Origin of the sequence: Xinfangfangia pollutisoli (assembly GCF_020179405.1) — a bacterium.
Classification (GTDB): domain Bacteria; phylum Pseudomonadota; class Alphaproteobacteria; order Rhodobacterales; family Rhodobacteraceae; genus Pseudogemmobacter; species Pseudogemmobacter pollutisoli.
Window position 1 is genome coordinate 1 of the sequence record NZ_JAICBZ010000023.1, and the last position, 21,423, is coordinate 21,423.

A 21,423-nucleotide genomic window follows, 5' to 3' on the forward strand; every position below is an offset into this window, starting at 1 on the left:
GCCAGCGCGACCAACGGCAGAACCGCCCCCCAGAGCAGCGCGCGGCGCGTCTCGGCCACCCAATGCCGCTCGGGCGGGGCGCCGTGCAGGGCCGCGCCCTCGGCAAAGGCATGGCCCGCCCGCACCGTGCGCCGCGCCCATTGCGAGATCCGGGTCATCGCCGCGTCATGCAGGGTCATCTCGGCGTCGATCCGCCAGACCTCGCCCCCGGCGCCGCGCAGGCGCAGACACAGCTCCGGCTCCTCGCCGGCGATCAGATCCTCGCGATAGCCGCCCTGCGCCCGCACCGCCGCCACCCGCATCAGCGCATCGCCGCCGCAGGCCTTGGCCCGGCCGACGGGCGTATCCCATTCGCGATCGGCCAGCCGATTCCACAGGCTGGCGCCCGGATGACGCTCGCGCCGGCGGCCGCAGACCACCACCGCGGCAGGATGGGCGGCAAAGGCCGCCAGCGCCGCGGCGACCCAACCCGGTTGCAGCTCGCAATCGCCATCGACGAATTGCACGAACTCCGCCCCGCCCGAGACCCGCGCCAGCCCAGCATTGCGCGCCCGCGCCGCGGTGAAGGGCAGGGTCATGTCCAGCGCCACGACCTCGGCCCCCAGCGCCTGGGCCAGCGCCACCGACCCGTCGGTCGAGCCGCTGTCGACATAGATCACCCGCCCGACCTGGGCCTGCAATGACATCAGGCAGGCCTGCAGCCGCGCGCCCTCGTTCCGGCCGATGGCGACGGCTTCGATCATCGGCGACAGGGGGGCTGCGGCGGGCGGCATGGCCCGATCCTAGCCGGCCTTGGCGCGGATTTCTACGGGCCAGACCGGCCGCGCCGCACTGCGGCGCCTGCCGGCCCGAGCCTTCCTTTTTCAAGCGATTTCTGCTAATTGAAAGCCTCGGGCGGGGGCCCGGATGGACCTGCGCCTGGATCCGCTGCGCAAGCACGCACGGACCGGAAACGCACCCCTTTCGGATGTGTTCCGCCTTCGGGCGGTGTTGGTTTTCACCGCGCCTTCCTGCGAGGGCGCGCTGTGGCAGGGGCCCGCGGGGATGATGGACGGACACAATATCTTGGGGGCGTTCTCTGTTGAACCACAAGATGAGGGGCGTTTTCTGATGTCGGGGCTTGATCAGGACGACCCGAGACCGGCCAGCGGGCGCCCGCGCGCGGGCCATGTTCCGCTGTTCCGCCCCGGCCAGCCCGAAGGGGTGCGCCCTGTCACGCTGGACCAGAAGACCGGCCGCGAGATCCTGCCAAGCGCGCTGTCGCTGGCGCCGTTCAACCCGGCCCGGGTCTGGGAATCGCTGGGCGGGATCCGCCCGGATGCGGCTTTTCTGGCCGGAAACGGACTGTTCGCAGAAAGCGAACAGCAACCGGCGGCGCAGATTTTCGACATGCTGCGCACCCGGGTGCTGCAGGCCATGGCCAAGCATGGCTGGACGCGTCTTGCGGTCACCTCGCCCACGGCGGGCTGCGGCAAAAGCCTGGTCGCGGCCAATCTGGCGCTGGCCCTGTCGCGCCTGCCCTCGTGCCGCACGGTGCTGATGGATCTGGACCTGCGCGCGCCGGCGCTGGCCGGGCTGTTCGGCATCGACGCGCCCGGCGCGCTGGTCGATTTCCTGATGGGCGAGCAGCCGATGGAAAGCCAGTTCCGCCGCTTTGGCCGCAATCTGGCGCTGGCGCCGAATGGCACGCCTGTGCCGCGCGCGGCCGAGGTGATCCAGGACCCGGAATTCGCCCGCGCGCTTGAGGCGCTGCGCGACTATCTGCAACCCGATGTGATCGTGCTGGATACGCCGCCCGCGCTGGCCTTTGACGATGTCCTGTCGCTGGCGGGCCAGGTCGATGCGGTGCTGCTGGTCACCGATGGCACCGCCACCACGCCCGACGAGATCGCCCAGACCGAGCGGCTGTTCGAGGGGCGCATTCCGATTCTGGGCGTTGTGCTGAACCGCGCGCAGGACCGCGCGCTCCGCCGCAGCTTCGCGCAGCGGCTGCGGCTGGCCGGGCGGGGGCGGGGCTAGGCCATGGGACAGATCCAGTCGATCGAAGACCTGCTGAACTTCCTGTCGCGCCGCAAGCTGCAGATCATCCTGGTCGCGGCGATCGGCATTCTGCTGTCGGCCCTGCTGGCGCAGATGCGCCCCGCGGTTTTCGAGGCGACGGCGGTGATCCAGGCCCAGGGCGCGCAGATCGGCGGCGAGGCGGGGGCGGGCGGCTCGGCCCAGGTGTTGCAGACGATCCAGCAGCGGCTGACCACGCGTGAGGCCCTGCTGGCGATGATCGACCGGCACGGGCTTTATGCCGATCATCCGGGGCTGAGCGACGAACAGAAGACGGCGCTGCTGCTTTCCTCGATCTCGTTCGACGGGGTGGCGACGGCGGGGAACCAAAGCTATGGCCAGCCCGCGCAGATTTCGGCGATCATCATCTCGGCCCGCGATGGCGACCCGGAAAAGGCCGCGCGCATCGCCAATGATCTGGCGCAGGGGGTCCTGGACCTGGCGGCCTCGGGGCAATTGGCCCGGGCGCAGGACACGCTGGCCTTCTACCGCGAAGAGGAAGACCGGCTGGCGGCCGAAGTGGCGCGGCTGGAAGCGGCGCTGGCCGATTTCAAGCGCGACCATCCCGATGCGCTGCCCGATGCGGCCGAGGTGCGGCGCGACGAGATCAGCGGGATCGAGACCGATCTGCGCGCGATCGAGCAGGATCTGGTGGCCCTGGTCGAAGAACAGCGCCAGCTGGCGGCGCGGCGCGACCTGCGCGCCACCGAGCAACGCCGGCTTCAGGATCTGGACCGGCAGATCGCCGTCCTGACCGAGCAGAAGACCGCGCTGCAGACCCGCCGCGGCGCCTTGCAGGCCGCGGCCTCGGCGGCGCCCGAAGACGAGCGCGGGCTTTCGGCGCTGCAACGCCAGCTGGATCAGGCGCGCGACAGTCTGGATGCGATGCAGGTCAAGCGGGGGGCGGCGGAAACCGATCTGCGCCTGGCCGAACGGCAGCAGGGCGAGAGGCTGGCGCTGCTGGACCGCGCGGTGGCGCCGCAATCGCCCACCGGCTCCAGCGGCAAGAAGCTGTTTCTGGCGGGCGCGATGGCCAGTGTGATGGGCGCCTTCGTGCTGGCCTTCCTGCGCGACCTGATGCAGCCGGTGGTGCGCACCAGCGCGCAGATGGAGCGGCAGATGGGCCTGCGCCCGGTGATCGCCCTGCCCGAACTGTCGCTGCCGGGCAAGCGCCGGCGCGGCAACCGGGCCGCTGCGGCGGCGCGGGCGCTGCGGCAGAAGGCCCTGGCGCTGCCGGGCTTTCTGGTTCTGACGGGCGGGCTGACGCTGGGCCTGCTGGCCGCCGCGGCACTGGTCTGATCCTGGCCCCCGGGCCCCGAACGAAAGAAGCCCGCCGGGATCCGGCGGGCTTTTTTCATGCTCCGGTCCTGTGGCGGGGCGTCAGTAGCCGGTGCCCTTCAGCACGACGCCCACGGTCCGGGTCAGGATCCGCAGATCGGTCACCATCGTCAGATCCGCCTCATAGGCCGCGTCATATTCGGCGCGCGCCTCGAAGGTGGTGCGGTTGCGGCCCGCGGTCTGCCAATAGCCGGTGACGCCGGGGCGCAGCACGAAATAGGCGGTGCCCGGATACATCTCGCGCTGATTGACCATCATCGGGCGCGGTCCCACCAGGCTCATGTCGCCTTTCAGCACGTTCCAGAGCTGCGGCAATTCATCCAGCGAACTGCGGCGCAGAAAGGTGCCGAACGGGGTGATCCGCGGGTCGTCTTTCAGCTTCTGGGTCAGGTCCCATTCCGCCCGCGCCGCAGGATGGGCGGCCAGGTAATCGTCCAGCCGCTGGTCGGCCTCGGTCACCATGCTGCGCAGCTTCCACATGCGGAAGCTGCGGCCATTGCGGCCCAGCCGTTCCTGCACATAGAAGGGCTTGCCGCCGTCGCGGGCCACGCCGCAGGCCAGCGCCGCCACCATGGGCAGCACGATCGGCGCCGCGGCCAGAACCAGCGAGACATCCAGCAAGCGCTTGAAAACGCGGCGATAGAGGCCAAAGCGCCGGGGCGCCGTGGCAACCATCTGGGGTGTCGGATCACCAATCTGATCCTTGATCGGTGTGCCCATGCCGGCACCGACCGAAAACTCGGGCAATGTAAGAGTCATTGTCAGCAGCCTACCAACAATCCGAGCTGTTGATCGGCCAGAACGGGCCGACCGACCGCCGCTGAATGAGCGCAGGTCGCCTGGAAAACACGAAATTTGCAGCACATTTTTGGCACTCGGTTAGAACGCCCCCAAGGATCATTTTACGCAATTGCCTTGGGTCTTGGCTATGGCGCCTGCCATGCCTTCGCCTTATTTAAGCCATTTTTGATCACAAGATCGCGTTTTTCCCCCCAGCGCAAAACAGCCGGAAGGCGCAATTCAATTCAGGATTGAATGGTTAATTTTCGCCGCAATCCTGCGAAGAGTTCTGATTCGCGCGCAATTTTTCGGATTTGCTGTGGGCAGGCGCAAAGGCGGGCTGATCCGCGGGTGGTCCGACTGTCTTGCATCTGGAAACGATGGCCGCGGGCCGGGCAGGGTCCGTGACAGGGGCCTGGCAGCAGCCCGATGCACCGCGACCGGCGCCGCGATGTCTGGATGTAACGGAAGGCCTTCCCGGCAAAGCGGTAGGGCCGGCGGGGCAAACGCGCGCCTTCCTCCCGTGCCTCCGTCCCGGTCGGGCCGACAGGCTGGATCAGGCCCCGACACCACGGTGCCAATCAACGGCCCGGTCCCGCTTGCTTGGCCCGAAGGGCAAGCCGGCGACGGTCCTACGGGCGTCAGGCCTGGGGCCTGGCGTCGGATGCCGAACTCAGGCCCGGTCCGGGGTCAGGGTTTGCAGCGCATAGGCCAGGATGCCGCAGCAGCCGGCAAGGCTGTACAGCCCCAGCGAAACCAGCAGCGGATGCCCGGACAGAAGCGAAACCCCAAGGCTTAGCACCCCCGCGCCGACTGCCGAGAACAGGATACCCCCCATCATAGGCGAATGATCCCCCTCCAACTCTCCTCAGGAGATATATTGATCACGAATCGATGGCTTTTCCACCCTGAATTGCAGCTTTGCATCCGTTTTGTGAATAAAGCCTTTCCGCGGGCGGCCTATTCGTGGGCGACGGCGCCCAGATAGCGGCCATAGGCGGTCTTGCCGAACAGCCGGGCGCGGGTTTCCAGTGCGGCGGCGTCGATCCAGCCCTGGCGGAAGGCGATCTCGTCGGGGCTGCCGACCTGCAATCCCTGCCGCTCTTCCAGCGTGCGCACGAAATTGCCGGCATCCAGCAGGCTGGCATGGGTGCCGGTGTCCAGCCAGGCAAAGCCGCGGCCCATGCGTTCCACCTGCAGGCTGCCCTCGGCGCGATAGACCTCCAGCAGGTCCACGATCTCCAATTCACCCCGGGGCGAGGGCTTGATGCCGCGCGCCAGCGCCGGGGCGCGGCCGTCCAGATAGTAAAGCCCGGTCACCGCAAAGCTCGACGGCGGATGCTGCGGCTTCTCGACAATGGCGCTGACCCGGCCCTGCGCGTCAAAGGCCACCACGCCGTAGCGTTCGGGATCGGCGACGTGATAGCCGAAGACCGAACCGCCCTGATCGCGGGCATCGGCGGTGGCCAGCATCTCGGGCAGGCCGTGCCCGAAGAAGATGTTGTCGCCCAGAACCATCGCCGAAGGCGCGCCGGCCAGGAAATCCTCGGCCAGGACATAGGCCTGCGCCAGCCCGTCGGGACTGGGCTGGATGATCCATTCGAACGAAAGGCCCCATTGGCTGCCATCGCCCAACAGCCGGCGGAACTGCGGCTGGTCGTCGGGGGTGGTGATGATGGCGATCTCGCGGATGCCGCCCAGCATCAGGGTCGACAGCGGGAAATAGATCATCGGCTTGTCATAGACCGGCAGCAGCTGCTTCGAGACGCCCATGGTGATCGGCCAAAGCCGGCTGCCGGTCCCGCCGGCCAGGATGATGCCTTTCCGTTTCATGCCGAAAGCTCCTTGAGAATGTCGTCCAGACCTGCCCGCCAATCGGGCCGCGCCACGCCGAAAGCCGCGGCAAAGGCGCTGCAGTCCAGCCGGGAATTGGCGGGGCGCCGGGCGGGGGTGGGGAAGTCGGTGGTTGGAATGTCGTTGATGCGGCAGGGCAGGGCGGCGCGCGTCATGATCGCGCGTGCGAACTCGGCCCATGTGGTGTCGGGCGCGCCGGAAAAGTGATGTGTCCCGCCCGGGGCGCCTGCGGCCAGCGCGGCGGCGGCGGTCAGCAGCGCATCGGCGATGGCGGCCGCCGGGGTGGGGCCGCCCCATTGGTCATCGACCACGTTCAGGCTGGCGCGTTCGCGCCCCAGGCGCAGCATGGTTTTCACGAAGTTCGCGCCATGGGCCGAGACGACCCAGCTGGTGCGCAGGATCAGATGTGTGCCCCCCACCGCGCGGACACCCTGTTCCCCGGCCAGTTTGGTGCGGCCATAGGCATTGATCGGGCCGGTCGGGCTGTCGGGCTGGAATGGCGCCTGGCCTGTGCCGTCGAAGACGTAATCGGTCGAAACATGCAGGAAGGGCACGCCCTTTTCCGCCGCGGCACGCGCCATGGCGGCCGGGGCTGCCCCATTCACCACCAGCGCGGCCGCCTCGTCCGTTTCGGCCTTGTCCACCGCGGTCCAGGCGGCGGCATTGATCACCGCATCGCATTCGGCCGCGATCAGCGCCGCGGCACAGGCGGCGGGATCGGCCAGATCCGCCGCGTCGCGGCCCAGAAACCGCGCCGTGACGCCCACAGGCAGCCGCCGCGCCAACTCGGTTGCCACCTGACCCGTCTTTCCGAACACCAGCAGCTTCATGCAGCACGCCTCCTGCCAAGGAACAAAGCTGCCGCCCAGATCCAGATCGCAACCTCAAGCAGGAAGGTCCAGTGCAGCAGGAATGAGATCACCCAGTGACTGTAGCGCGCCGGGACGGTGACCAGCGCATAAAGGGTGGTATCGAAGGGCGCGGCCCAGGCGATGCCGCCGGCGATCGTGTCCAGCGCCAGATGCAGGAAGATCGCGGCGAAGAAGGCCAGTCCCGGCACAAGAAGCCCGCGCCAGGCCAGAAGCGGCAGCGCCACAAGCGCGGCGACCGCCCAGACCCAGGGCAGATGCGGCCAATAGACATGGTGGTGCCATTTGCCGGCATCGACGAAATGGAACCAGATCATGTCCAGATCGGGCAGCATCGCCCCGACCAGCGCTGCCCCCATCACCGCGGCCACGCGTCGCGGCATCAGCCGCCCCAGCACATAGCCCGAGGGAAGATGCGCGGTCAGCACTATTTCCCCGCCATCCGATAGGCCAGAAGCCCGAGATATTCCTTCAGCGCCACATCCGCCTCTTGCAGATGGTCGTCGAGCCGCCACTCCATCCGGAACGTCTGCCCGGCCGAGCGGAAATCGACCGGCCAGGGCACCAGCCCGGTCCAGCCATTGCGCTGGAACGTCTCCATCGACCGGGGCATGTGCCAGGCACTGGTCACCAGCAGCCAGACCTGACCCGGCTGCGGCTGGATCAGGTCGCGGGTGAAGATCGCGTTCTCGGCCGTATTGCGCGAGCGGTCTTCCAGCACGATCTGCGCCTCGGGCACGCCCAGGGCCAGCCACAGCGCCTTGGTCATCCGTGACGGGATGGTATGGGCGTCGCTGTAGATCAGGCTGGCGGTGCCGCCGGTAAAGATCAGCTTCGCCTGCGGGTAGCGGCGGGCCAGTTCGACCCCGGCCGTCATCCGCTCGCCCCCGGCATTCATCCCCGTCACGCCCCAGCGCGTGAAGGCGCCGGTATCCTCGGCGCCGCCCAGCACGATGATCCCGTCGACATGATCGGGCAGGGGCGGATTGGGTGGATATTGGCGTTCCAGCGCGGCCAGAAGCGGCGTGCCCAGGGGAAAGACCGTCAGCGCCAGCAGCGCCAGGAAACCGGCCGTCAGCAGCGCGCGGGTGGCGCGCATCCGCCCGCGCCAGGCCGCCAGCAGGGCCAGGGCCAGCAGGATCAGCAGCCAGCTTTCCACCCGGGCCAGCATGCCCACGGTCTTCGAGGCGATGAAGAACAGATCTTCAAGCATCAAGCCGGCTCAGCCCTTGCCCAGACGCACGCCCACGCCCTGGCGCGCCAGAAGCGGCTGCCACCAGGCCTCGTTGTCCAGATACCAGCGCACGGTGCGGCGCAGGCCTTCTTCCACCGTCACGCTGGGCCGCCAGCCCAGTTCGTCGCGGATGCGCGCGGGGTCGATCGCATAGCGCGCATCATGGCCCGGCCGGTCGGTGACGAAGCGGATCTGATCGGCATAGCTGCCCTGATCCTTGGGCTTCATCTCGTCCAGAAGCGCGCAGATCGTGCGCACCAGGTCGATGTTGCGCCGTTCATTCTCGCCGCCGATATTGTAGCTGCGCCCGACCGTGCCCTTCTGCACCACCAGCAGCAGCGCATCGGCATGGTCTTCGACATACAGCCAGTCGCGCACATTCTCGCCCTTGCCATAGACCGGGATGTCGCGGCCATGGATGGCGTTCAGGATCACCACCGGAATCAGCTTTTCCGGGAAGTGATAGGGGCCGTAATTGTTCGAGCAATTGGTCAGCACCACCGGCAGGCCGTAGGTTTCGTGCCAGGCCCGCACCAGATGGTCGCTGGCCGCCTTCGAGGCCGAATAGGGGCTGCGCGGATCATAGGGCGTCACTTCGGTGAACTGCCCCTCGGCGCCCAGCGAGCCGAAGACCTCGTCGGTCGAGATATGGTGGAAGCGGAACCCTTCGGGCCGGCCTTCGCGCGTCCAATAGGCGCGGGCGGCTTCCAGCATGTTGAACGTGCCGGTGATATTGGTCTCGATGAAATCCGAAGGCCCGTCGATCGACCGGTCGACATGGCTTTCCGCGGCCAGATGCATCACCGCATCGGGGCGATGGGTGGCAAAGACCCGGTCCAAAGCCGCGCGGTCGCGGATATCGGCCTGCTCGAAACTGTAGAGGTTCGAGCCCGCAACCGGCGCCACGTTTTCGGCGCAGGCCGCATAGGTCATCGCGTCAAGGTTCACCACCTCATGCCCGCGCCCGACCGCAAGCCGCACCACCGCCGAGCCGATGAAGCCCGCGCCCCCCGTGACCAGAAGCTTCATTTGCCGCCCTCCCAGGTGAAAGGCCGCGGTGCCTCGGCCAGAAGCGGGGCGTTCCGGTCCTTGTCGGACAGGACGGGGGCGGCGATGCCCCAATCCACCCCGATCTGCGGATCGTCCCAGCGCACGGCGCCGTCGCAATCGGGCGCGTAAACATCGCTGCACTTGTATTGCACTTCGGTGTCGTCGGTCAGGGTGACGAAGCCATGCAGAAAGCCCTTCGGCACCAGCAACTGCCGGCCGTTCTCGGCCGAAAGCTCGACCCCGACCCATTTCCCGAAGCGCGGAGATCCGGCGCGGAAATCCACCGCCACATCCAGGATCGCGCCGCGCGAACAGCGCACCAGCTTGTCCTGCGCATGGGGCGGGCGCTGGTAATGCAAGCCGCGCAAGGTGCCCTTGGCGGCCGAGAAGGACTGGTTGTCCTGCACCCAGGCGATGTCGATCCCGGCCTCGGCCATGCGGGTGGCATTGTAGGTTTCCATGAACCAGCCGCGGGCATCGCCAAAGCGGCGCGGGGTCAGGATCAGAACTTCGGGAAGGGCGGTCGGGTCAATCTGCATGTCGGGCACCGGAAAGCGAACGTGCCACCGCTCCTAGCGCAGAACGAACGGCGGGCACAGGGGCTAAGGGGTCAAGGTGGCAAGATCCTGTCGGTAAAGCAGGCCAAGCGCGGCCAGAAGCAGCAGCGTCAGCGCGCCCAGGGCCAGATCGTGGCGCATGTCCCAGGCGCGATGCCGCCAGGCCAGCCGCGCGATCAGCGGATGCACCAGCGCCAGGGCGATTCCCTGGCCCAGCAGCGCCCCGCCCAGCCCCGCCAGTTCGGCACCGGCCAGGAAGGCCAGGGTCTGCAGCCCCGCCTTGGCGGCGATCAGCAGGAAATAGCCGCGCCCATCGCCCGCGGCCAGGGCCGACTGGTCATAGGTCATGCCGATCACCCCCGGCATCTGCGCCATGGCGATGGCGGTCACCAGCACGCCCGCCGCCAGATAGCGGTCATCATAGAGAAGCCGCACCACCGGCCCCCCGGCCAGCGCCATGACCGTCAGCAGCGCCAGCACCGAAAGCGACAGGCCAAAGCGCAGCCGGCTGAGCCGCCGCGCGTTCTGCGCCGAGGCGGCGGGCGGATGGTCGCGATACAAGGGAATCATGATCCGCGCCACGACCTGGCCTGCCAGCAGCATGGGGAACGAGGCCAGGAAATAACCGATATTGTAGATGCCCAGATCGGCCAGGTTCAGATAGGCGCCCAGGATCGCCTTGTCGCCCTGCGACAGCAGAAAGCCGCAGGCGGTGGACAGGAAGATCCATTTGCCGAACTGCACCAGCTCGGCCGCGGCCGAGCTGTCCCAGCGAAAGCGGTTCGCAGGGCCCGGCAGGAAGGCCCAGCACAGCACAAGCTTCGCGGCCGATCCGATCAGCGCGCCCAGAACCAGCGCCCAGACGCTGCGCATCGTCCAGGCCAGCACGACCATCGCGGCAATGCCGATCACCTGGGCCAGCAGGTCCAGCGCGGTCAGCCGTCCCAGCAGAAGATGCCGGTTCGCCGTGTCGATTCGGGTGGGGTTGAAGCCCGCGATCAGCAGCGTCAGCCCCGCCGCCGGCAGCAAAGCCGCCAGTTCGGGCGCGCCGTACAGCCGCGCCACCGGCCAGGCACAGGCGCAGGTCAATAGCCACAGCAGCGCCCCGCGCAGGACATTGATCGTCCAGGCCGTGTCCAGAAAGTCGGGCGCGTCGCCGCGCGGGCTGCGGCTGATCGCGGGGCCAATGCCGGTATCGGAAAACATCGCCAGCCCGACCAGCACCACCGAGACCAGCGCCATGACCCCGAACGCCTCGGGGAACAGAAGCCGCGTCAGCACCAGGTTCGACCCCAGCCGCAGCGCCTGGGTCACGGCGTAAGACCCCGCCGTCAGCGCCCCGCCGCTTAATGCCCGGCGATGCAGCCCGCCTTGTGCCATGCCCCGTGCCATGCCCCGTGCGCCCGCCTCTTCCTCTCTGCAGAAATATCCCACGGGGGTCCGGGGGTGTGAAACCCCCGGCGCCGCCAGAGGCGTTGTCAGCTAAGGCTTTGCGGCAACGCCCGTCAACCGGATGCGGTGTCCCCGGTGCTTCCCCCTTGCCAGTCCGCCCCACCGCAACCGATGCTGGCCCCGCGCTGCCCCGCGAAAGCCTCTGCTCGTGAAACTTGCCTATCTCGTCAACACCTATCCCTTGCCCTCGCAGACCTTCATCCGGCGCGAGATTCAGGCGCTTGAGCGGATGGATTGGCAGATCCACCGCTTTGCGCTGCGGTCAGACCGGGCGCGGCTGGTCGATCCGGCCGATATCGCCGAGGATTCGCGCACCGAACATCTGCTGAAGCCGGGCCTGTGGCGGCTGGCGCGCACGGCGCTGCCCTTTGCCGCGAAACGCCCGGCCGCGGCCTTCCGCGCGCTGCGGCTGGCGCTGGCCTGCGGGGCGCGGGGGGCCGGCGGGGCGCCCGGAACCGGCGGGCGGCTTCGGCATCTGGTCTATTGGCTGGAAGCCGCGCAGCTGGCGCGGCGCTGCCATGAAGACCGGCTGCCGCATATCCATGCGCATTTCGGCACCAATTCCGCCACCGTCGCCATGCTGGCAGCCGAGATCGGCGGGCTGTCCTTTTCCTTCACCGTCCATGGCCCCGAGGAATTCGATGCCCCCCGCGCCCATTCGCTGGCCCTGAAGGTGGCGCGGGCCGAGTTCACCGTGGCGATCTCGTCCTATGGCCGGGCGCAGCTGTGCCGCTGGGTGGATGTCGGCCATTGGGACCGGATCCATGTCGTGCATTGCGGGATCGAGCCTTGGCGCTTCCCCGAACCCGAACCCCTGCCCGAGGGGCCGCTGAAGCTGGTGGCGATCGGTCGTCTGGCCGAGCAGAAGGGCTTTCCCCTGCTGGTCGAGGCGCTGCCGCAGGCGCTGCGCGCCGTGCCCGACCTGCATCTGACCCTGATCGGCGAGGGCCCGTTCCGCCCGCTGATCGAACGCCAGATCGCCGGGGCCGGGATCGGCGCGCATGTCACGCTGACCGGCTGGCTGGAAGAGGCCGATGTCCGCGCCCGTCTGGCCGCCGCGCATGTGCTGGTGCTGCCCTCATTCGCCGAGGGCCTGCCGATGGTGGTGATGGAGGCCTTTGCCGCCGGCCGCCCGGCCATTGCCTCGGCGATCATGGGCGTGCCGGAACTGGTCAGCCGCGAAACCGGCTGGCTGGTGGCGGCGGGCGATCCGCAGGCGCTGGCCCAGGCCATCGTCGCGGCGGCGGCCCTGCCGCGCGCGCGGCTGGCCGAGATGGGCCGCAATGCCCGCGCCGCCGTGATGGCGCAGCATGACATCACCCGCCTGGCCGAGGATCTGGCCGGGCTTTTCGCCTCGGGCGGGCGGCCATGACCCGCTATTCCCCCGCCGATTTCGCCCTGGCCTGCGCCAGCCATTCCGACGCGATCCTGGCCGCCAACCTGGCCCGCTCGCCCTGCGCCCAAACGCTGCCCCTGCGGGTCGAGACCGGCGCGCCCTCGGCTGCCACGGCCTATAACCGCGCGCTGGCCGCGACCACGGCGCCGGTGGTGATCTTCGCGCATCACGATGTCTATCTGCCGCCGGGATGGGAGACGCTTCTGGCCGCGCGGCTGACCGAGGTCGCGGCGCAGGACCCGGACTGGGCGCTGTTCGGCGCCTTTGGCGTGGGGCTGGATGCGGCGCATGTCGGGCCGGTCTGGTCATCTTCGCTGGGCCAGATCGTCGGCCGGGTGCCGCCTGCGCCGGTGCAGGTGCAAAGCTATGACGAATTGCTGATCGTGCTGCGCCGCGGCTCGGGGCTAAGCTGGGACGAGGCGCTGCCCGGCTGGCATTTCTACGGCACCGATATCGTGGCCCAGGCCCGCGCGCGGGGATTGCGCGCCTGGGCCGGGGCGCTGCCCACCGTCCATAATGACCGCTATCACGAGGCGCTGGGCGACGATTTCGCCGAATGCTACCGCTTCCTGCAGCGCAAATGGCGCGATGCCCTGCCGCTGCGCTCTCCCATCACCAAGATCAGCCGCTCGGGCCTGCACCTGCTGCGCGACCGCTGGCGCGCCCGCGGATCGCGCGATTTCCGCGCCGGCATGGCGGTGGGCACGGATACCCCGGTCGAGACGCTGGCCGCGCGCTGCGGCTGGGCCGATCTGACCGCTTCGGTCCCGGCGCCCTGACCGCCGCGCAGCCCGGGCTTGCCGCGGGGCGGGGCAGGGCTTACCTCTGGCCCATGCGCCGCCTCATCCCCTTCCTGCCCAAGCCCCCCGTCGTCCCGGTGATCCGCCTGCAAGGCACGATCGGCATGGGTGCGCGGTCCCTGTCAGATGCCGCCCTGGCCCCGGTGATCGAACGCGCCTTTTCGCGCGGCAAGCCCGTGGCGGTGGCGCTGGCGATCAACTCGCCCGGCGGCTCGCCCGCGCAATCCAGCCTGATCGCGGCGCGGATCCGGCGGCTGGCCGATGAGAAGAAGATCCCCGTCCATGCCTTTGTCGAGGATGTGGCGGCCTCGGGCGGCTATTGGCTGGCCACGGCGGCCGATGACATCTGGGCCGATGAAAGTTCGCTTCTTGGCTCGATCGGGGTGATTTCGGCGGGCTTCGGCTTTCCCGAGGCGCTGGCGAAGCTGGGGGTCGAACGCCGGGTGCAGACGGCGGGCCGGTCGAAAAGCCTGGCCGATCCGTTCAAGCCGCAGACCGAGGCCGATCTGGCCCGGATCCGCGCGCTGATTGAACCCTTGCACGAAATCTTCATCGCCCAGGTCAAGGCGCGGCGGGGGGCGCGGCTGGATGCGACGGCCGATCTGTTCAATGCCGATGTCTGGCTCGGCCGGCAGGCGCAGGCGTTGGGGCTGATCGACGGGATCGGCCATCTGAAGCCGAAGCTGATGGAACTGTACGGGCCCAAGGTCCGGCTGCTGCCTTTGGGCCAGCGGCGCGGGCTGATGCAGCGGCTGGGGCTTTCGCTGGTGGACAGCGCGGTTGCGGCGGTGGAAGATCGGGCGCTCTGGGCGCGATACGGGCTGTAGATGCTGATCAAGGTCATCCTCGTCTTTCTGCTGGCCATGGCGCTGGTCGGCATGCTGGGCAAGCTGCTGTTTCCCGACCGGCCCGGCCTTCTGGGCCGCCGCCGCCGCGCAACCGCCTGCCGCAGTTGTGGCAAGCCCTTGATCGGCAAGGGCCCCTGTTCCTGCAGGGGGCGCCGATGACGGCGCTGGTCACCGGGGCGGGCCGGCGGCTGGGCCGGGCGATGGCGCTGTATCTGGCGCAGCGCGGCCATGACGTGGCGGTGCATTACTCCAGCTCAGAGTCCGAGGCGCAGGCGGTCGTGGATGAAATCCGCGCGCTGGGCCGTCAGGCGGTTGCGCTGCAGGCCGACCTTCTCGACGAGTCCCAGGTCGAGACGCTGCTGCCCCGCGCCGCGGCGGCGCTGGGCCCGCTGACCGTGCTGGTCAACAATGCCTCGATCTTCGAATATGACCGGATCGACACCGCCACCCGCCGGGGCTGGGACCGGCATATGGAATCGAACCTGCGCGCGCCCTATGTGCTGACGCAGGGCTTCGCCCGGCAATGCCCGCAGGCCCTGCCCGATGCGGCGGGCGAGCCGCTGGCGCGCGGGCTGATCGTCAACATGATCGACCAGCGGGTCTGGAAGCCGACGCCCGAGTTTTCCACCTATACGATCGCCAAGATGGGCCTTTGGGCGCTGACCCGCAGCGCGGCCCAGGGTCTGGCCCCGCATGTGCGCGTGAACGCCATCGGCCCGGGGCCCACCCTGCAGGGCGCGCGGCAAAGCGAGACGCATTTCACCCGCCAGCGTGCGGCCACCCCCTTGGGCCGCGGCGCCAACCCGGCGGATATCACCGCGGCGCTGGGCTTCTTCCTCGACAGCCCCGCCGTGACCGGCCAGATGATCGCCGTCGATGGCGGCCAGCACCTGGCCTGGCAGACCCCGGATGTGCTGGGCGTCGAGTAGCCGCGGCCAAGTTGTCCACCTTTGGCCCGCTCTTCACCAACCCGTTACAAAAAGGCCTTGAAACTCAAGCGTTTGTCTTATGGATAAGAATCTTTCCAATGAAATCAATGCCTTCATTTTTGGCCTAATTTTTAGGCAATCTACCGAAACAGCCCGAAAACAACGGAAATCGGGCGCTGGCGAAATCTTCTCCGCAGACTTGTCCACAGATTCCGTGGACAGCTTTGCTCTTGCCCCCGGGCCCGGTTCGGTGCAGCGAGGGGGCAGAATCGCGACATTCGGAATGGCTCAATTCGCATGACCGACAGCCCCCGCAGCGGGCAAGAGGTGATCGCCGGTTACCTCCGCCATCTCGACTCCTCGCCCGGGGTCTACCGGATGCTGAACGCAGCCTCCGAAGTGCTTTACGTGGGCAAGGCGCGGAACCTGAAGGCGCGGGTGTCGAACTATGCCCGCGGCACCGGCCATTCGGCGCGGATCGCGCGGATGATCCACGAAACGGCCTCGATGATGTTCCTGACCACCAGGACCGAGGTCGAGGCGCTGCTGCTGGAACAGAACCTGATCAAGCAGCTGAAGCCGCGCTACAATGTGCTGATGCGGGATGACAAGTCCTTCCCGAATATCCTGATCGCCAAGCACCACGCCTATCCGCAGATCAAGAAGCATCGCGGCGCCAAGAAGGAAAAGGGCAGCTATTATGGCCCCTTCGCCAGCGCGGGGGCGGTGAACCGCACGTTGAATCAGCTGCAGAAGGTGTTCCTGCTGCGCAACTGCTCGGACCCGATGTTCGAAAGCCGCACCCGGCCCTGCCTGCAATTCCAGATCAAGCGCTGTTCGGCGCCCTGCGTGGGCCGCATCCGCGAGGCGGATTATGCCGATCTGGTCGCCGATGCCGAGCGTTTCCTGCAGGGCAAGTCGACCTCTGTTCAGGCCGATCTGGCCAAGGCCATGGCCGAGGCCAGCGATGCGATGGAATTCGAACGCGCCGCGGCGCTGCGCGACCGGATCAAGGCGCTGACGGCGGTGCAGACGGCGCAGGGCATCAACCCGCGCGGCGTGGCCGAGGCCGATGTGATCGCGCTGCATCTGGACCATGGCCAGGCCTGCGTGCAGGTCTTCTTCATCCGCGCCAATCAAAGCTGGGGCAATCGCGACTTCTATCCCCGCACGGGGTCGGGCGCCGAGGAACCCGAGATCCTGGAAGCCTTCCTGACCCAGTTCTATGACGACAAGGATCCGCCGCGGCTGATCCTCTTGTCGCATCCGGTGGAAAACCCCGATCTGGTGGCCGAGGCGCTGTCGGCGCGGGCCGGGCGCAAGGTGGAACTGGCCGTGCCGCTGCGGGGCGAGAAGGCGGAACTGGTGGAAAACGCGGCGCGCAACGCCCGCGAAAGCCTGGCGCTGCGCATGGCCGAAACCTCGACCCAGGCCAAGCTGCTGGCCGGGCTGGCCGAGGCCTTCGACCTGGACGGCCCGCCCCAGCGGATCGAGGTTTACGACAACGCCCATATCCAGGGCGCCGACCCGGTGGGCGGCATGATCGTGGCGGGGCCGGAAGGCTTCCTGAAATCGCAATACCGCAAGTTCAACATCCGCTCGGAAGCCGGGGCGAACAGCGACGATTTCGGCATGATGCGCGAAGTGCTGATGCGCCGCTTCGACCGGCTGTTGAAGGAAGATCCCGACCGCCAGGGCGACACCTGGCCCGATCTTCTGCTGATCGACGGCGGTGCGGGGCAGGTTTCGGCCGTGGCCGGCATTCTGGCCGAGATGGGGGTCGAGGATGTGCCGATCGTGGGCGTGGCCAAGGGCATCGACCGCGACGCGGGGAAAGAGGAATTCCACCGTCCGGGCGAGCGGCCCTTTGCGCTGCAGCGCAATGATCCGGTGCTGTATTTCATCCAGCGCCTGCGCGACGAGGCGCATCGCTGGGCCAATGGCGCCCATCGCGCCAAGCGCGCCAAGGCCGTCTCGGCCACGCCGCTGGATGACATCCCGGGCGTGGGGGCTGCGCGCAAACGCGCGCTTCTGGCGCATTTCGGCAGTGCCAAGGCGGTCAGCCGGGCCGCCCTGCCCGATCTGATGGCGGTCGACGGCATCTCGGCCGCCATGGCCGAGACGGTGTACAACTACTTCCACCGCGACTGAGTCCACCGCGACCGGGCCGCCGACAAGTTTCTAAAATGCCGAAAGTCCGGCCGTCCCTAAGGGTTCGGTAAGCATCCTGCGCGACAAAGACATGCGCAATGCAGAAGGTGATACATGTCGGCACCCAGCCCCAAGCCCAGTCTTCACTCCGAAGGCAGTGAGTTGATCTATGGTTTCGACGAGCTGATCTATTCCCGTACCGATCCGCGCGGGGTGATCGTGTCGGGCAATGACGTGTTCGAGCGGTTGTCGGGCGTGCCCTGGCGCGAATTGATCGGCTCTCCGCATCGCGTCATCCGCCACCCGGAAATGCCGAAAGGCTTCTTCCACCTGTTCTGGTCGATGCTGAAATCGGGCGAACCGGCGGTGGGCTATGTGCGCAACCGCAATGTGAACAGCGGCTATTACTGGGTTCTTGCCGCCGCCATCCCCTGCGAGGGCGGCTATTTCTCGGTCCGCATGCGCCCCTCGACCGACCTTTTCGCCACGATGCGCGGCATCTATGCCGATCTGGTGGCGGGCGAGCGCAATGAAGGCCTGTCGCCCGAAGCCTCGTCGCAGCGGCTGCTGGATCGGCTGGCGCAGCTGGGCCATGCCGATTACCACGCTTTCGCGGCCCATGCGCTGGCGCTGGAAATCCGCGCGCGCGACCGCGCCCTGCGCCGCCCCCCCGATGCCCAGACCGAGGCGCTTGATTCGCTTCTGGCCCTGCTGCACGAGGCGCTGGCCGAACAGTCGCGGCTGGTGGCGCAATTCGGCGATCTGGTGCTTCTGCCGGTGAACATGCGGCTGGTCGCGGCACGGCTGGAACCGCAGGGCGGGCCGATCAGCCAGATCTCGGTGAACTACAAGCTCGCCTCCGAGGAAATTGCCCGCCGCCTGTCGGGCATCGTTTCGGGCAAGGGCAATATCTGCGGCCGCATGGCGGTGGCGGTGCGCCACAGCCTGATCCTGACCGCCTGCGCGCGGCTGCAGGGCGAACTGGCGCAGAACTCCAACCGCACCAACAATGGCTATACCGGCGAGGAACGCCGGATCGAACTGCAGAAGCTGACCGATGTCATGCGCAGCTCGCTTGGTCGCGCCCAGGCCGCGCTGCGCGAGGCCGAAACCCTGGCCGCGCAACTGAACGAGGCCTCGGTCGATCTGCGGCGGATGATCCTGGGGCTGGACACGATCCGTATCCTGGCCCGGGTCGAAAGCCGGAAATCGGCGGAAAGCCAGGCCGCGCTGACCGCCACGATCGACCGGATCGACGAGGTGCAGGGGTCGATCTCGGAAACGCTGAAGCGGTTGATGGAACAGACCTTCGCGATCACGGCCGGGCTCGCCTCGCTCCGCCGCGGCAGTTCCGCCGCCGCGGCCGAGGCGCTGGCCGAAGTCGATGCGGCCGAGGCCGGGTCGGAGCCGCAGGTCTATGCCGCCCAGTGACCGGCCCGCCCGCACCCCGGTGCAGCATAGGCGCGGGGGCAGGAAAGGGGCGGTTGACGGCGGCATGACCCCAGGGCCGCGACTTGTTGCGGGCCGCGGCAGCGACGGGCCGCGGGCGAAGGGGGGCGGGACCGGCGTGCTGCATCAGCGGTGCTGCGCTGCGGCGTCTTGGCCCTCTTTCCCCGCAGGGGCGCATGGGCTACCAATGCGCCATGGTGTGGAACATTCCCAATACATTGACGTTCCTGCGTCTTCTCGCGGCCCCGGGCGTGGCGGTGATGTTTCTGTATTTTCACCGCCCCTGGGCCGACTGGTTCGCGCTGACCCTGTTCGTCGGCGCCGCGATCACCGACTGGTTCGACGGCTATCTGGCCCGGCTGTGGAAGCAGGAATCGAAATTCGGCGCCATGCTGGATCCGATCGCCGACAAGGCGATGGTGGTGATCGCGATCATGGTGATCACCGGCTATAACGGCATGAATCCCTGGCTGATCCTGCCGGCGACGATCATCCTGTTTCGCGAGGTGTTCGTCTCGGGCCTGCGCGAGTTTCTGGGCGGCAAGACGGTGCAGCTCAAGGTGACGAAGCTGGCCAAGTGGAAGACCACGGCGCAGATGGTGGCGATTGCCGCGCTGTTCCTGGGCACCGGGCTGGAATATCTGAACGGCGTCGCGATGCAGGGCATGACGCCCGAGCAATATGCCCAGGCGGTGGTGGCCGGCACGGTCGACCCGATCCGCGCCTGCGGCCGGCAGGATTGCGCCTCGACCGCGAACCATGTCGGGCTGGTGCTGATCTGGCTGGCCGCGGCGCTGACTGCCTGGACGGGCTGGGAATATTTCCGCAAATCCCTGCCGCATCTGAGGGAAGAGCCGTGATCGAGGTGCTGTATTTCGCCTGGCTGCGCGAAAGGATCGGCCTGCCGCGTGAGCGGGTTGAGACCGCGGCCGCCACGGTTGCCGATCTGGTGGCCGAGCTTTCGGCCCGCGAGGACCGCTATGCCCTGGCCTTTGCCGATCTGGCCTCGGTGCGGGTGGCGCTGGATCAAGAGCTGTCGTCCTTCGACGCGCCGCTGGCGGGGGTGCGCGAAGTGGCCTTCTTTCCGCCGATGACCGGGGGCTAGGCGATGCGGCTGCGCCTTCAGGCCGAGCCTTTCGCACTGGGCGCCGAAGCGCAGGCCTTTGCCGAAGCGCAGGCGGGGGCGGGGGCGGTGGTCACCTTCACCGGGCTGGTGCGCGACAATGCCGGCCAGCTGTCGGCGATGGAGATCGAGCATTACCCGGGCATGACCGAAAAGGCGATCGGGGCGATGATGGATCAGGCGCAGGCGCGCTGGGCGCTTGAGGATGCGCTGGTGATCCATCGCCATGGTCGGCTGCTGCCGGGCGAGGCGATCATGATGGTCGCGACCGCCGCACGTCACCGGGCCGAGGCCTTTGCCGCGGCCGAATTCCTGATGGATTACCTGAAATCCCGGGCGCCGTTCTGGAAGAAGGAATTCGGCGCCGATGGGGCCGAATGGGTCGCGGCGCGCGATGCGGATGAGGCCGCGCTGACCCGCTGGTAGGCCCTGGCGCCTAGGCCTGACCGAAGCGGCTGTGCCAGCTGGGTTGCAGATCGCCGGGCTGGCTGCGCGCCAGGAAGACGCCGCGCGCAATGGCTCGGGCCAGGCAGGTCGCGGCGGCATGGCCGATCTGGTAGGGGTCGCGAACCGGATCCTGCAGCGCGTGCTGGCCGGTCGCCGCGGCGAAGACCAGATCGCCATCCAAGGGCGTATGCGACGGCACCAGCGCCCGTGCCATCCCGTCATGCGCGGCCACCGCCATGCGATGCGCCTGGGTCTTGGTCAGCGCCGCATCGGTCGCCACAATGGCGATGGTCGTGGCCTCGCCCAGCCGTTTCATCGGCAGGGGCGCATCCAGCGGCGTGACCGGCGCCGGGCCGCGGCCGCCGAATTCCGCCGCCTCCTCGAAGGGCGCGGCCCAGAATTGGCCATCGTCGCCCTGGCAGGCCTCGCCCAAGGCATTCACCGCGACCAGCGCGCCGACGGTGATCCCCGAGGGCAGAATGCAAGAGGCCGAACCGAGCCCGCCTTTCAGCGCGCCGGTCATCGCGCCATAGCCGGCGCCCGCGGTGCCAAGGGCGAAATCCGCGGCCGCCGCGGCCAGTGCCGCGCGGCCAAGCGCCGGATAGGGGTTGTCGGCCCAGTCCTTCGCCCCGCCATTCAGCAGATCGAACAGGATCGCGCCGGGCACGATCGGCACCAGTGCCGGCCCGACGGCAAAGCCGCGCCCCGCCGCGCGCAACCCGGCCGCCACCCCGTCACAGGCGGCCAGCCCAAAGGCCGATCCGCCCGACAGGACCAACGCATCGACCTGCTGCACCATGCGGTCGGGCGCCAGAAGATCCGTCTCGCGCGTGCCGGGGGCGCCACCCATCACCTGCACGGCGGCGGTGAAGGGCTGCGCGGCGGTCAGCACGGTTACGCCCGAGCGCAGCCCGGCATCCTGGGCATTGCCAACCAGAAGCCCCGCGACATCGGTGATCAGATTGCGCTTTCCCGGCCGCATATGTGCCTGCCCCTGTGTCTGATTGCAGGGCCTTATGCTTGGCCCCGGCGCCCGGAAGGGCAAGGGGAAATCCGCCTTGCCCCGAGCGGGATGCCTGTTGCGGGCC

The 21,423-nt window shown here is 68.3% G+C and carries 23 protein-coding genes; 12 read left to right on the forward strand and 11 right to left on the reverse strand.

The window, feature by feature from the left end; translation table 11 throughout:
• Positions 1 to 773: glycosyltransferase family 2 protein (locus K1Y73_RS09140; RefSeq protein ID WP_225027982.1), on the reverse strand; the 773-nt coding region annotated here is incomplete at its 3' end.
• Between the two features lie 337 nt (positions 774 to 1,110).
• Between K1Y73_RS09140 and K1Y73_RS09145 the strand changes: the two genes are divergently transcribed.
• Positions 1,111 to 2,019: a CpsD/CapB family tyrosine-protein kinase gene (locus K1Y73_RS09145; protein ID WP_225027983.1), complete on the forward strand. Its 909-nt coding sequence runs from the start codon at positions 1,111 to 1,113 to the stop codon at positions 2,017 to 2,019.
• A gap of 3 nt (positions 2,020 to 2,022) precedes the next feature.
• Positions 2,023 to 3,357, forward strand: coding sequence for a Wzz/FepE/Etk N-terminal domain-containing protein (locus tag K1Y73_RS09150; protein ID WP_225027984.1), 1,335 nt, complete (start codon positions 2,023 to 2,025; stop codon positions 3,355 to 3,357).
• Between the two features lie 81 nt (positions 3,358 to 3,438).
• Here K1Y73_RS09150 and K1Y73_RS09155 read toward each other — a convergent pair whose 3' ends face one another.
• The 9 genes from K1Y73_RS09155 to K1Y73_RS09195 form a co-directional block, all read right to left on the reverse strand.
• A complete protein-coding gene (locus K1Y73_RS09155) occupies positions 3,439 to 4,155 on the reverse strand; it encodes a sugar transferase (protein ID WP_404819078.1) in 717 nt (238 codons plus the stop codon).
• A 694-nt stretch (positions 4,156 to 4,849) separates the two neighbouring features.
• Entirely contained in the window at positions 4,850 to 5,017 is a 168-nt protein-coding gene (locus K1Y73_RS09160) for a hypothetical protein (RefSeq protein ID WP_225027985.1), read from the reverse strand.
• A 119-nt stretch (positions 5,018 to 5,136) separates the two neighbouring features.
• Positions 5,137 to 6,009 (reverse strand): glucose-1-phosphate thymidylyltransferase RfbA, encoded by an 873-nt coding sequence (gene rfbA, locus K1Y73_RS09165; RefSeq protein WP_225027986.1) that lies wholly within the window; start codon positions 6,007 to 6,009, stop codon positions 5,137 to 5,139.
• Positions 6,006 to 6,860 (reverse strand): dTDP-4-dehydrorhamnose reductase, encoded by an 855-nt coding sequence (rfbD, locus tag K1Y73_RS09170; RefSeq protein WP_225027987.1) that lies wholly within the window; start codon positions 6,858 to 6,860, stop codon positions 6,006 to 6,008. The genes rfbA and rfbD overlap by 4 nt, the downstream gene beginning before the upstream one ends.
• Positions 6,857 to 7,327: a metal-dependent hydrolase gene (locus tag K1Y73_RS09175; protein ID WP_225027988.1), complete on the reverse strand. Its 471-nt coding sequence runs from the start codon at positions 7,325 to 7,327 to the stop codon at positions 6,857 to 6,859. Before K1Y73_RS09175 ends, rfbD begins: the two co-directional genes overlap by 4 nt.
• The gene (locus K1Y73_RS09180) at positions 7,327 to 8,112 is read right to left on the reverse strand and encodes a YdcF family protein (protein ID WP_225027989.1); all 786 of its coding nucleotides are present in this window, start codon (positions 8,110 to 8,112) and stop codon (positions 7,327 to 7,329) included. The genes K1Y73_RS09175 and K1Y73_RS09180 overlap by 1 nt, the downstream gene beginning before the upstream one ends.
• A gap of 9 nt (positions 8,113 to 8,121) precedes the next feature.
• Positions 8,122 to 9,162: a dTDP-glucose 4,6-dehydratase gene (rfbB, locus tag K1Y73_RS09185; RefSeq protein WP_225027990.1), complete on the reverse strand. Its 1,041-nt coding sequence runs from the start codon at positions 9,160 to 9,162 to the stop codon at positions 8,122 to 8,124.
• A complete protein-coding gene (rfbC, locus tag K1Y73_RS09190) occupies positions 9,159 to 9,722 on the reverse strand; it encodes a dTDP-4-dehydrorhamnose 3,5-epimerase (protein ID WP_225027991.1) in 564 nt (187 codons plus the stop codon). Before rfbC ends, rfbB begins: the two co-directional genes overlap by 4 nt.
• A 63-nt stretch (positions 9,723 to 9,785) precedes the next feature.
• Positions 9,786 to 11,120, reverse strand: a complete 1,335-nt coding sequence (locus K1Y73_RS09195; RefSeq protein WP_225027992.1) for an oligosaccharide flippase family protein — start codon at positions 11,118 to 11,120, stop codon at positions 9,786 to 9,788.
• 220 nt (positions 11,121 to 11,340) lie between these two features.
• On the opposite strand from K1Y73_RS09195, the gene K1Y73_RS09200 reads away from it, so the two are divergent.
• The 10 genes from K1Y73_RS09200 (at position 11,341) to K1Y73_RS09245 (ending at position 20,314) form a co-directional block, all read left to right on the forward strand.
• Positions 11,341 to 12,564, forward strand: coding sequence for a glycosyltransferase family 4 protein (locus K1Y73_RS09200; protein WP_225027993.1), 1,224 nt, complete (start codon positions 11,341 to 11,343; stop codon positions 12,562 to 12,564).
• Positions 12,561 to 13,367: a glycosyltransferase family protein gene (locus K1Y73_RS09205; RefSeq protein ID WP_225027994.1), complete on the forward strand. Its 807-nt coding sequence runs from the start codon at positions 12,561 to 12,563 to the stop codon at positions 13,365 to 13,367. The genes K1Y73_RS09200 and K1Y73_RS09205 overlap by 4 nt, the downstream gene beginning before the upstream one ends.
• A gap of 53 nt (positions 13,368 to 13,420) precedes the next feature.
• On the forward strand, positions 13,421 to 14,215 hold the full coding sequence (locus K1Y73_RS09210) for a S49 family peptidase (RefSeq protein ID WP_225027995.1): 795 nt from the start codon (positions 13,421 to 13,423) through the stop codon (positions 14,213 to 14,215).
• Positions 14,216 to 14,395: a hypothetical protein gene (locus tag K1Y73_RS09215; RefSeq protein WP_225027996.1), complete on the forward strand. Its 180-nt coding sequence runs from the start codon at positions 14,216 to 14,218 to the stop codon at positions 14,393 to 14,395.
• Positions 14,392 to 15,165, forward strand: a complete 774-nt coding sequence (locus K1Y73_RS09220) for an SDR family oxidoreductase (protein ID WP_225027997.1) — start codon at positions 14,392 to 14,394, stop codon at positions 15,163 to 15,165. The genes K1Y73_RS09215 and K1Y73_RS09220 overlap by 4 nt, the downstream gene beginning before the upstream one ends.
• A gap of 297 nt (positions 15,166 to 15,462) precedes the next feature.
• Positions 15,463 to 17,316, forward strand: a complete 1,854-nt coding sequence (gene uvrC, locus K1Y73_RS09225) for an excinuclease ABC subunit UvrC (protein ID WP_225027998.1) — start codon at positions 15,463 to 15,465, stop codon at positions 17,314 to 17,316.
• A gap of 114 nt (positions 17,317 to 17,430) precedes the next feature.
• Positions 17,431 to 18,747, forward strand: a complete 1,317-nt coding sequence (locus K1Y73_RS09230) for a PAS domain-containing protein (RefSeq protein ID WP_225027999.1) — start codon at positions 17,431 to 17,433, stop codon at positions 18,745 to 18,747.
• A 212-nt stretch (positions 18,748 to 18,959) separates the two neighbouring features.
• Positions 18,960 to 19,625, forward strand: coding sequence for a CDP-diacylglycerol--glycerol-3-phosphate 3-phosphatidyltransferase (gene pgsA / locus K1Y73_RS09235; protein ID WP_225028028.1), 666 nt, complete (start codon positions 18,960 to 18,962; stop codon positions 19,623 to 19,625).
• Entirely contained in the window at positions 19,625 to 19,870 is a 246-nt protein-coding gene (gene moaD, locus K1Y73_RS09240) for a molybdopterin converting factor subunit 1 (protein WP_225028029.1), read from the forward strand. Before pgsA ends, moaD begins: the two co-directional genes overlap by 1 nt.
• Positions 19,871 to 19,873: 3 nt before the next feature.
• Positions 19,874 to 20,314: a molybdenum cofactor biosynthesis protein MoaE gene (locus tag K1Y73_RS09245; protein WP_225028000.1), complete on the forward strand. Its 441-nt coding sequence runs from the start codon at positions 19,874 to 19,876 to the stop codon at positions 20,312 to 20,314.
• A 10-nt stretch (positions 20,315 to 20,324) separates the two neighbouring features.
• On the opposite strand, the gene K1Y73_RS09250 is transcribed toward K1Y73_RS09245, so the two are convergent.
• Positions 20,325 to 21,317, reverse strand: a complete 993-nt coding sequence (locus K1Y73_RS09250) for a P1 family peptidase (RefSeq protein ID WP_225028001.1) — start codon at positions 21,315 to 21,317, stop codon at positions 20,325 to 20,327.
• Positions 21,318 to 21,423 lie beyond the last annotated feature (106 nt).